General features: G+C 46.0%; 10 protein-coding genes and 1 pseudogene. 10 read left to right on the top strand and 1 reads right to left on the bottom strand.

The features are described 5' to 3' along the window. Positions 1-92: 92 nt before the first annotated feature. Positions 93-1,319: an RNA-guided endonuclease TnpB family protein gene (locus tag ACR0QT_RS12835; RefSeq protein WP_432631099.1), complete on the bottom strand. Its 1,227-nt coding sequence runs from the start codon at positions 1,317-1,319 to the stop codon at positions 93-95. Between the two features lie 162 nt (positions 1,320-1,481). Here ACR0QT_RS12835 and ACR0QT_RS12830 point away from each other — a divergent pair, with 162 nt between their 5' ends. From ACR0QT_RS12830 to ACR0QT_RS12785, 10 genes and pseudogenes are all read left to right on the top strand, one after another. Next, a complete protein-coding gene (locus ACR0QT_RS12830; protein WP_432631098.1) occupies positions 1,482-1,823 on the top strand; it encodes an MATE family efflux transporter in 342 nt (113 codons plus the stop codon). A gap of 175 nt (positions 1,824-1,998) precedes the next feature. Next, positions 1,999-2,616 (top strand): TetR/AcrR family transcriptional regulator, encoded by a 618-nt coding sequence (locus tag ACR0QT_RS12825; protein WP_432631097.1) that lies wholly within the window; start codon positions 1,999-2,001, stop codon positions 2,614-2,616. 229 nt (positions 2,617-2,845) lie between these two features. Continuing rightward, complete coding sequence (locus ACR0QT_RS12820; RefSeq protein ID WP_432631101.1) at positions 2,846-4,600, top strand: ABC transporter ATP-binding protein; 1,755 nt, start codon at positions 2,846-2,848, stop codon at positions 4,598-4,600. Continuing rightward, positions 4,593-6,374: an ABC transporter ATP-binding protein gene (locus ACR0QT_RS12815; RefSeq protein WP_432631096.1), complete on the top strand. Its 1,782-nt coding sequence runs from the start codon at positions 4,593-4,595 to the stop codon at positions 6,372-6,374. Before ACR0QT_RS12820 ends, ACR0QT_RS12815 begins: the two co-directional genes overlap by 8 nt. 220 nt (positions 6,375-6,594) lie before the next feature. Next, positions 6,595-7,893 (top strand): DUF5780 domain-containing protein, encoded by a 1,299-nt coding sequence (locus tag ACR0QT_RS12810; RefSeq protein WP_432631095.1) that lies wholly within the window; start codon positions 6,595-6,597, stop codon positions 7,891-7,893. Between the two features lie 15 nt (positions 7,894-7,908). Beyond that, on the top strand, positions 7,909-8,376 hold the full coding sequence (locus ACR0QT_RS12805) for a hypothetical protein (protein ID WP_432631094.1): 468 nt from the start codon (positions 7,909-7,911) through the stop codon (positions 8,374-8,376). 1 nt (position 8,377) lies between these two features. Continuing rightward, a pseudogene (locus ACR0QT_RS12800) lies at positions 8,378-8,443 on the top strand (zinc-ribbon domain-containing protein); the annotation flags it as partial. Positions 8,444-8,467: 24 nt separating this feature from the next. After that, positions 8,468-9,049: a hypothetical protein gene (locus ACR0QT_RS12795; protein WP_432631102.1), complete on the top strand. Its 582-nt coding sequence runs from the start codon at positions 8,468-8,470 to the stop codon at positions 9,047-9,049. Continuing rightward, positions 9,046-9,984 carry an immunoglobulin-like domain-containing protein gene (locus ACR0QT_RS12790; RefSeq protein ID WP_432631093.1) on the top strand — a complete coding sequence of 313 codons (939 nt, stop codon included), beginning with the start codon at positions 9,046-9,048 and terminating at the stop codon, positions 9,982-9,984. The genes ACR0QT_RS12795 and ACR0QT_RS12790 overlap by 4 nt, the downstream gene beginning before the upstream one ends. A 143-nt stretch (positions 9,985-10,127) precedes the next feature. Continuing rightward, the gene (locus ACR0QT_RS12785) at positions 10,128-11,138 is read left to right on the top strand and encodes an isocitrate/isopropylmalate dehydrogenase family protein (protein ID WP_432631092.1); all 1,011 of its coding nucleotides are present in this window, start codon (positions 10,128-10,130) and stop codon (positions 11,136-11,138) included. The last annotated feature ends 88 nt before the right edge of the window (positions 11,139-11,226 follow it).

Genomic DNA, 11,226 nt, shown 5'->3' with positions numbered 1-11,226 from the left:
GAGAAGCATAGGTAGTAACGACATCGCAAGATGTCTCCCTCATTCTGCCTACATCATCGGGCAGTTGACAATGCCCGTTTTACCAAAGAGATTTACTCTAAGGTATTTGTTATTCTTTCGTAGCGAGGATGGTTATCTCCAGAAATCCACATTGTACCGAGAAGCTGTATATTCATCGCACCGATTCGGTCATCATTGGATTTGTAGCCACATTGACAACGATACAGATGCTTGTGGTGGTTACGATTCTCCTTGTGGATTGTGCCACATTTCGGACAACGCTGAGAGGTGTATTTTGCAGAAACTTTCAGCACTTCTGAGCGATTTTCGTGAGCCTTATAGGTCAAAAACTGCTCGAACTGATAGAAACTCCAGCTTCTCAGGTCGTAATTTTGTTTTGCGGTTCTGGAGAGATTTCTTTCTTCAAAGCTCACGCCAGTCAAATCTTCCAGCACAAATAACGTATCTTTGCCATATTTTTCAACGAGTGTCTTAGAAATCTGATGGTTTACATCGGACATCCAACGGTTCTCTCGTCCTGAAATGGCTTTTAGTCTACGCTTTGCAGATTTTGTACCTTTGGATTGGAGCTGACGGCGAACTTCTTGAAATCTGTGTCTTTTCGTTGCTATTTTCTTGCCAGAAACAAATTCTGTTTTACCCTGTTCATCATAGCTGACAGTCAGGAAACGTAAGCCACGGTCAATGCCGACAACATGACGGACGTTCTCTTTCTGAAAATCTTCAACAGCCTTCGTAACAGGGATATGCAAATACCACAGACCTTTGAGTTTGACCAGCTTCGCGGTGCCGAGGTTCCACGAACCATCGAAATATTCAGCGAAATGTTCGCCTTCAAAGGTGCATTTGGTTCGTTTACCAAGCGTATTGATGGATAGGATTTGACCATCATCGACAAAGCTATAATCACGATTGCGAACCAAGTCTGCTTGTGGACGGTTGAAACATACAGGTTTCCAGAGCCATTCAAGCGTTTTAGTAATGGATTTCCAGTTGCCATTCTCATCTTTGTATTTGAATGGATTTTGTAATAGTTGCTCTTTGACCGTTTTGTATCGTGCGGTAGCTGTCTTAATGGATGATTGTGCGAGTTGTGACTTTAAGCCAAACTGACCGCGAAGATCATTGTACAGCTCCTTATTGAGATTTTGATAAGACAAGTTAAACTGATTATCAAAAATGTATTGTGACACAAAGTTGCAAGCCTGGCGGTACTGCTCAGTCATCTGACAAAACAAAATCTCCTGTTCCGGGGAAACATGGATGCGAAGTTTTATTGTTTTGGTTAGATCGGACAATTTTCAGCACCTGCCTTTCTAAGAAATCATAGTACTTTCATCAGCAATATTATTTTATCATATATTTTTCTGAGAATCTAGCATTTAAGAAAGCGAGGTATAGCGGGCATTCTTCCCCAACCTAAGAGGTCGGAGTATCCTGCCCGCATTTAGATGAATCTGATGATTTTTATGCTAAACGGGTTCTGCACGGGACTTTCCGTCATCTTTGCATCCCTGTACGGTGCAGACGACAAAAAGAAATTTCGGGAGGAAGTCTTTGTCGCGTTCAGTCTCGGCGGAGTGCTTGCCATTCTGATCGGTGCGGTCTTCTTTTTGGGAGCGGGAGCTGGTCTGAGGATGATTGGAACGCCGGAAAAGCTGATTGGATATGGCAGTGCCTACCTGCGTGTGATTGCAGGGGGATTGATCATCACTTACGCGTACAACCTTTTCTCGGCGATTCTTCAGGCGGTCGGAGATACCAGAGCCTCGCTTGGATTTCTGATTGTGGCGACAAAATGAAACTTCGCGATGTTTCAGAATCGTCTTATTGAGAAAAAATGATGAATTAAAATCTTGAGAAAACGCGTTGCCTGTGCGATAATAACAGTGTTATATAACACTGTTATAAAATGCTGTTACAGAATGAGAAAATTCGTAACACGGGTAATAACATTGGCAACAGAGAGGAATTACCATGGCAATTCAAAAAAAAGAAACGGTTCAGGCAATCATGGAAGCGGGAAAAGAGGAATTTCTCTCCTGCGGATATGAGAAGGCATCCATGCGTCGGATTGCCCAGAAAGCGTCGGTGACGACCGGTGCGATCTACGGGTATTTTGCGAGCAAGGAGGCGCTGTTTGAGGCGCTGACCGGGGATGTGGTATATGGACTTTTGGACTGGTACAGACAGGTGCATGAGGAGTTTGCACAGCTTCCGCCGGAGAACCAGCCGGGACGGCTGACTTCCGTTGTGGAGGAATACATTCCGCAGATGATTCACTACATCTATGAGAATTTTGAGGCATTTCGCCTCTTCTTTAGCGGGGGAAATCCGGCAGTCTGTGAGGATTTCATGGATCAGCTTGCAAAGATCGAGGAGAAATCGAGCAAAGAATTTCTATCGGCGATGAAGCAGATCGGAAAAACGATGCCCGAGATGAGTGACACGCTGATTCATATTCTGTGCCGTTCGTTTTTCCAGCAGATTCAGGAGTTTGTCTCCCATGAAGTGCCGGAGGAGCAGGCGGTGCACGATGCTCTGATTCTGTCCAAGTTTCAGCATGCGGGCTGGCTCAGTCTGATTGATTCTTAAGACATCGATTTATCGATGCTCGAAACATGGATTTCTGGAAGAATGATTTCAGAAAGAATGATTTCAGAAAGGATGATTCCAGAAAGAATGGGTCCAGAAAGAATGAGTTCAGAAAGAATGAGTTCAGAAAGAATGGGTCCAGAAAGATTGATTCCTGAAACCGGGAAAGAAGGACGCAGTGAGCAAAGAAAATGGAAAAAACAGGAAAGGAAAAGAGAGCGTCACATGGATGACATTTGCGGGCAGTTACCGCTATCTGACAGGACTCGGCTGTCTGCTTGCAGGCGTCAGTGCGGTGGTCGGGCTCTTCCCCTACCTGTACATGTGGAGTGCGGTTAAGACGGCGATCTGCACCTGGTCGAACGTGGACGCGCAGATCCTGATTTCATACGGATGGAAGGCGGTTATCTCAGCGCTCGTCTCGATGGTGCTGTATTTTCTGGCGCTTCTGTGCACGCATTATTGTGCATTTCGGACGGCGCGAAACTTAAAGAGCAGAGCGATGCACCGGCTGATGGAACTTCCGATCGGAACGGTTCGCCAGATTGGAAGCGGAAAGATTCGCCGGATTGTGGACGATGGATCGGCGCAGACTGAGGCGTATCTCGCTCACCAGCTCCCGGATCTGACCGGAGCGTTTGTCACACCGGTCGCCGTCCTGATTCTCTTGTTGTTTTTTGACTGGAGATTCGGACTCATCAGCCTGATTCCGATGGGAATCGGTGCGGTGTGTCTGAGCCAGATGGCAGGTCCTCAGCTCAAGGAAAAGATGGATCAGTACCAGAATGCACTCGGAGATATGAACAATGAGGCAGTCGAGTATGTGCGCGGAATTCCGGTCGTGAAGACGTTTCAGCAGAGCGTTTTTTCATTCAAAAATTTTCATGAGGCGATTTTGCGATTTAAGGACTGGTCAGTGAGCTACACGATCTCTCTGCGCCTGCCGATGTGTGGTTACACGACGGCAATCAACTCGGCATTTGTATTTTTGATTATGGCGGGAGTTCTTCTGATCGGGGATCTCTCGGCGGGAGAGCAGGCGCTCGACACGGCTCTTGATCTCGTCTTTTATCTGCTGTTTACGCCGGTGTGCGTGACGATGATGGACAAGATCATGCACTCAAGCGAGAACACGATGCTCGCAAAAGATGCGATTGAGCGAATTCTCGCGATTATGCGCGAGGAGGAGCTTCCACAGCCGAAACAGCCGAAAATGCCTCAAGATACCTCAGTGGAGTTTGATAATGTAAGCTTCTCTTATCGCAAGGACGGCAAGAATGCGCTCGAGCATGTCTCGTTTCGGATTGAGCCGGGAACGTGCACCGCACTTGTCGGAGAGTCCGGTGGTGGAAAAAGCACAGTTGCAAGCCTGATTCCACGCTTTTTTGATGTCGATCAGGGAAGCATCCGGATCGGCGGAGTCGATGTCCGTGAGATCGACACGGAGGAACTCATGCGTCAGGTCAGCTTTGTCTTTCAGGACAGCCACCTCTTCAAGACGACGCTTCTCGAAAACATCCGTGCGGGTCGCCCGAGTGCATCCCGTGAGGAAGTCATGAGAGTCGCTTTGGAGGCTCAGTGCGAGGACATCATCGAAAAAATGCCACAGGGACTCGACACCGTGGTCGGGGAGAAGGGCGTTTACCTGTCCGGCGGAGAGTGTCAGAGAATTGCGCTCGCACGCGCACTCTTGAAAGATGCTCCGATCGTCGTCCTCGATGAGGCGACCGCGTTTGCTGATCCGGACAATGAGGCACGGATTCAGAAAGCATTTGAGAAGCTGATCCGGAAGAAGACCGTGTTGATGATCGCACATCGCCTCTCGACGGTCTGCGGGGCAGATCAGATCCTTGTGATGCGGGCGGGCACGATCGCAGAGCGCGGAACGCATCAGGAACTGCTCGCGCAGAATGGAATCTACTCAAAGATGTGGACGGATTATCAGCAGGCAGTTGCGTGGAAAGTAGGTGAGAGAAATGCGTAAATATCTTCAGAAAAAATTTGCGCTCAGTGAACGGGGAGCGTCAGATCTCGTCAGAGCTTCGATCGCCTGCACACTCAGCAACATCGGACTGATGCTTCCAATGGGAATCTTGATCGTTTTTCTTGCAAATCTCTTTGCTCCGGTGCTTGGAATCTCGTCGTCAGAGATTTCGATGTTAGGGGGCATGCAGAGCATTCATCCGGGACTTGCAGGTTACCTGATTGCGGGAATCGCTGTCATGGTTCTGGTATTCGGGCTGACGTACCGCCAGTACAATGCGACGTTTCTCTCCTCCTATCAGGAGAGCGCGGGAATGCGCATCCGCCTTGCGGAGAAACTCCGAAAACTTCCGCTCGCATTTTTCGGACAGAGGGATCTCGCCGATCTGACGACGACAATCATGTCCGACTGTGCATTTATGGAGACTGCGCTGTCGCATTTCATCCCGGAGTTGATCGGAGCATTCTGCTCGACGGTTCTGATTGGAATTGTGATGATGATCTTCAACTGGAAGATGGGACTTGCAATGCTCTGGGTCGTTCCGATCTCGTTTGGGCTTGCCGTCAGTGTGCGCCCGGTTGTCGACCGCGCAGAGCGAAAACAGAAAGTGAAAAAACTCTCTGCCTCGGATGGAATTCAGGAGTGCATTGAGACGATTTCTGATATTCGCGCCAACAACATGCAGGGCACTTACTTGGATGCCCTTGATGCGAAGCTCGATTCGGCGGAGACCGCGACGAGAAAGACGGAGTTTACAAATGGAATTCTCGTCACGGCGACGCAAATGATCCTCAAAATCGGAATGGCGACGACGGTTCTTGTCGGCGCGCGCATGCTTGCGGATGGCTCGCTCGAACTGCTGACATTTCTGATTTTTATGATCTCTGCGACGCGAATCTACGGTCCGCTCACGGGCTGTCTTCAGAACCTCTCTGCGGTCTTCTCTGCGCTTCTCGTCGTGGAGCGAATGAAGGAGATTGAAGATCAGCCGATCCAGAGCGGAGAGAAGACGATGAAGAATCAGGGTTATGACATCGTCTTTGATCACGTGGGCTTTGCTTATCAGGATGGAAAAAACGTGCTTCGCGATGTCTCGTTTTCGGCAAAGCAGGGGCAGATCACCGCACTCGTCGGACCGTCCGGCGGTGGAAAGAGCACAACCGCAAAGCTCGTCGCGCGCTTCTGGGATGCGACTTCCGGAACGATCACGATCGGCGGGCAGAAGATCAGCGAGATCGATCCCGAGACGCTCTTAAAACAGGTTTCGATCGTCTTTCAGGATGTCATGTTGTTTAACAACACGATCATGGAAAATATCCGAATCGGAAGAAGTTCTGCGACCGATGAGGAAGTCATGGAAGTTGCACGCATCGCGCACTGTGAGGAGTTCATCAGCCGTCTCCCGAACGGTTATCAGACCGTGATCGGAGAGAACGGCTCAGAGCTTTCCGGCGGTGAACGGCAGAGACTCTCGATCGCGCGCGCCCTCTTGAAGAATGCGCCGATCATTCTGATGGACGAGGCAACGGCTTCCCTCGATGTCGAGAATGAGTCGCTGGTTCAGCAGGCGATCTCCGAGCTTGTCAAGGATAAGACCGTTCTGATCATCGCCCACCGCATGCGCACCGTCGCAACCGCCGACCAGATCATTGTGCTTAAGGATGGCGTCGTCGCAGAGGCGGGAACGCCAGAAGAGCTGATGGCGCAGAAAGGAATCTTTTGCCATATGACGGAGCTTCAGCGCGCAAGCCAGGAGTGGAGTTGCAGTAACTAACAGATAAATCAGTCACGGGTACAGAATTTATAGGTAATGATTTTAGACCGTTCGGTCATTTGGAGGGGAGGAATATCCCTTGCAGGTGACCGGGCGGTTTTTGTTTTATTGGGGAAAATGTCACCTTCAGGGCGACCATTTGCGGTAACAAATTTGATATACTTGCCCCAAAAGAAAATGCGGTTGATGGTACAGGAAGCCGAAAAGAGGGGGAGTACAGATGATTTGTCCAAAGTGTCAGAAAGAAATACCAGACGATAGCTTATTTTGCTCGGGGTGTGGCTATGAATTTAAGAGCGAAGAAAAAATAGCAGACAGAAAGAAAAAAATCAAGATTTTCGCGGTTACCGTTGCGGGTGTGGTTGTGGTAGCTTTTTCAGGGGTACTTGTGAATAAACAGGTGCAGTTGAACAAAACAGTGGGCGAGTTCAAGGAACTGGTGGAAGCGGAAAATTATGACGATGCAAGGAACTATTATGAGGAGCATAAAACGCAGGTTTCTTTTGCAAAAAAAGCAGACAAATATACGAAAGAGCAATATCAAGTAGCAGGAACAGAGGAAGATTCAAGCAAAAAGATCGAGATATTTAATTCTGCATTGTTGCCAGAAGATTATGTCGTTCAACTTGAACAGGAGATCACAGAAGAACTCGAGGAATTACAGAATTTTTATCAGTCAGAGCAAATTGCGTATGAGGAGGTTAAGAAAAAAAGTTCTGCATATGCAAAATATCAGGATGATTTGATCTCAACAAAAGCAAAGGATGTGGGTGATTTTTGTAAAGGATTGAAGGATTCCCGGAGTGCGTATGAGGCGGGGATAAAATCAGCCGAAGCAAAAGATTATAAACATGCGTTAGAAAATTTAAGCCGGGTAATAGAAGAAGATTCCAACTATGATTCTGCGCAGGCGAAGATGGCAGAGGTAGTTGGACTGTATAAGGCAGAGATGATGGCTTATGTGGATAACGAAGTTGCAATGAATCAATATGCAGTTGCAATCAGTAGTCTGGAATCACTTAGCAAGTACTGTTCGGATTCAGATGTGACAGACCGGTTATCTCAGGTGAAGAGTCAGAAAGAAGCCTATGACAAGGAACAAGAGAGGATTAAGATCGAAAATTATAAGAATAATCAGCAGGTGACCGTTACATCTGCGAGGGCATACAACGATGGCTATTATATCAGGATGATGCGCGCAGAAGTTAAGGTAAAGAATCATTCAAACAAAACGGTAAAAGATGTCTCGTTTGGTTTGTTATTATTTGATGGAAACGGGTATCCGGTTGATGTTGACTGGAAGATATATCAGGGAACACATAGTAATGAGTTTAACTGTGCATTTAACTCTGCAAACATTACAGCAGGAAGTAGTTATGGCGGTGATAAATACTATGATGTTCCGGATAACTGTCAAAAAGTGAAAGCCTGTGTAAAAGATGTGACTTATACCGATGGGACAACGTGGAAGAATCCATATTATGACTATTGGTTAAAAGACAATTACAACGCTTATTAATCAGGAGGAAGGATTATGTTTTGTAAGAAGTGCGGAAGTGTACTCGGTGAGGATTTGATATGTCCTGCGTGTGGTTATAAAAATGAAATGGAAAAAGGTTTGTCAGATGTTTCATCGCAGAAAGAACAGGTAAAAGCAGAAACGAAAAAGGAAGAAGTAGAAACTGCGACTGCAATTGAAAAGATTGAAAAAAATGATTCTGGCGAAGGCATTGTCAGAAATAAGGTATGGGCGTGGATTTCAGGAATCCTGTTTGTTGTATCACTTTTTCCGTTATGTAAGGGATACGATAAAATGGTTCACTATTATTCGTCAGAAACCTTCTCTTCTCTGAACAAGAATGCATATGTTGGCGGGGATGCGTACAATTATATCATCAATGCTGGATATGCAACGGCATTTTTTGTATTGGCGATGGGATGCGCGCTTCTCGGTGTTGGATTTTTGATTGTCTACTATATATCGGGAGAGAAGGTAAAGTGATATGGTATGTCCAAAGTGTGGTCATGAGATGTCGGCGGATTCAGAGTTTTGCATGAATTGCGGAAATAAGGTTCCGAAACTGGAATTGGAATTGAAAAAAGAGGAAAGAAACAAGACAAGAATAAATAGAAAGATGATTTTTGCGATACTTGCTGTCTGTATAGTTGCGACTGTTGCGTGTAGTGTGGGATACTTTCATCAGAAAAACCTAAAGTCGCCGATAGAAGGTGTTTCTCAGAAAGTATACGTTCAGGGAATGGAGTATCTTGATACGATGGAGACAACTCCGGTAAAGAATCTTACGATGAAATACATATCTGCGCATAAAGAAGAAAAGTTGGATGAGTTGTATGCTCAGGTAGAAGGTGTGGATTTTAAAATCGAGCTAGGAAAAAAGCCGACAGAGGAAGAACTCTATTTTGCGGAAGTGATCGATAAGTTTTGGGAATCCTGGGTGATTTGCTATGGTCATGAGAGTGTCATTTCAGAATACAAGGACAGTGATGCTCAGGCGATCCAGATGTTTGCTTCGATGTATAAAGGAATTGTTTCAACGTTTGAGGACGAAATTGCTGAGGAAAAGAGCATGTTGAAGAGCGCGAACGATTATTCTGATATGCAAGAGGTGTATGCGACGTTGGAAAATCTTTGGAATGAGGAGGCGGAAGAATGATTTGTAAACATTGTGGTGCGGAGATAGAAGAAAATAGTGATTTTTGCAGGATGTGCGGGAAACCGTTAGTGGATGGAGCAGATTGTGCCGATCAGGAATCTTTAGGAAATTCAGAAAAGAATTCGAAAAAGAGTGTTCCGAAGATGCTGGTGATTGTTTTATCTGTGATTGGATGTGTAGTGGCAATTGCGCTGATTTCATTTTATGTATTAACGGGTGTTTCGATTGTGAGCGAAACGGTGGAAGCGGGAAGTGTTGTGAGGACAAAAGATTTGGTGAAAGCGAAATCTGGCAGTGCAACGGTGACGATTGAGGGAGAAGTGGACACAAGTGTATTAGGTGATAATAAACTCCGTTATACAGTGAAAAATGGACTCTTGAAAGCAACGAAAGAATTTCATGTTCATGTTGTAGATACAACAGCGCCTGTGATATCCGGTCCAAGCATGGTAAATCTTGTCTTGGGAAAAGAATTTGATCCATCTGATTATTATACCGTGGATGATTTTGAGAAAGATTTGGAAGACAAAATTGAAGTGACTCCGTCCGTGGATGTTAATTCAGAAACCACTCAAAATGTGATTTTAAGTGTGAAGGATTCTTCGGGAAACGAAGGAACACTTGCAATTTCAGTGAAAAAAATGAAATTAACAAAAAATGAGGAGGCAGCTCTTTCTGCGATCAACCAATATATCGCAGATGGCAAGTCGAAGGATCAGATCTTGCCTTCTGTTTGGGTGATGAAAACGGTCGGTGCAGTGAACGGGGTGGATTACTATGTTGAAGTAGCGAATAATGTTTTATATGCCGTTTATTTTTCAGGAAAAGTGTCAGAATTTACGGCGATTGATTGTGGTGGCTCAACCCTGCATGAACTTATGGTATATGCAGTGGAGCGCAATGGAGCTAAGGTCAATTCGCAAAAATTGAGATAATCTTGTTCTAAATCAAAAGCAATACATTGTGATCACCACAACCTATTGACTTTAATTATCTGCTGTGCTAAGATTGGAAAAAATTTCATATAGCAAAAAACAAAAAGCATACAGGATAAAGGAAAGGGCAGGAGGTCACACTTATGAAGAAAATGATCACAGTGTTTAAAGGAGACGGAATTGGACCGGAGATCACAGATTGCGTTTTGGAGATTTTGGAATCAGCAGGCGCAGAACTGGATTATGAGATTTATAATGTCGGGGAAGCAGAGTGGAAACGAAATGGCGCTTTGATTCCGGATGAGGCTTATGCGTCGTTTGAGCGGAATCGTGTTCTGCTTAAGTCCCCAATCACGACTCCGATCGGTCACGGTTTTCGTTCTCTGAATGTGACACTGCGGAATAAGTATGACCTGTATGCGAACATTCGCCCTGCAAAATCCAATATTGCGGTGAAGACCCCGTTCCCGAATGTGGATATGGTGATTTTCCGGGAGAACACCGAGGATCTCTATGTCGGCGTTGAGGAAAAGATCGATGAAGATACCGTCCATGCAAAGAAGATCATCACTCGAAAGGCGAGCACGAGAATCATTCGCGACGCCTTTGAGTATGCAAAGAATCACGGACGAAAGAAAGTGACCTGTGTCCACAAAGCCAACATCCTGAAAATGTCAGATGGTCTGTTTTTGAGCATCTTTGAGGAGATCGCAAAAGAGTATCCGGAGATTGAGCACAATGACAAGATCATCGACAATACCTGTATGCAGATGGTAATGAATCCGAACCAGTTTGATGTGATCGTGACACCGAATCTGTACGGCGATCTGCTGTCTGATCTGGCGAGTGGTCTGATCGGAGGACTTGGACTTCTGCCGTCAAGCAATTTGGGAACGGATTATGCAATGTTTGAGGCGGTTCACGGCAGTGCGCCGGATATTGCGGGAAAGCATATCGCGAACCCGACCGCGCTTCTGTGGTCTGCGTGCATGATGCTTGAGTATCTCGGACAGAAGGAGTGTGCCGGAAAGATCCGCAAGGCAGTTGATGAGGTGCTTGCAGATGGGACTTGCTTGACGCCGGATCTTCACGGAACGGCGACAACGGAAGAATATCGGGATGCAATTATCCGAAAGATCAAGGAACTGAGTTGAAAATAATTAAAAATCATTCAGATTAATGGCATAAATAGTAATGAATGGCAGTTATTTATAAAAAATAAACGGCAACCATGCAGAGATG

Origin of the sequence: Brotaphodocola sp., assembly GCF_050873365.1 — a bacterium.
GTDB lineage: Bacteria > Bacillota > Clostridia > Lachnospirales > Lachnospiraceae > Brotaphodocola.
Note: the sequence above shows the minus strand (reverse complement) of the source record. Positions and strands in the feature narration are given on the sequence as shown.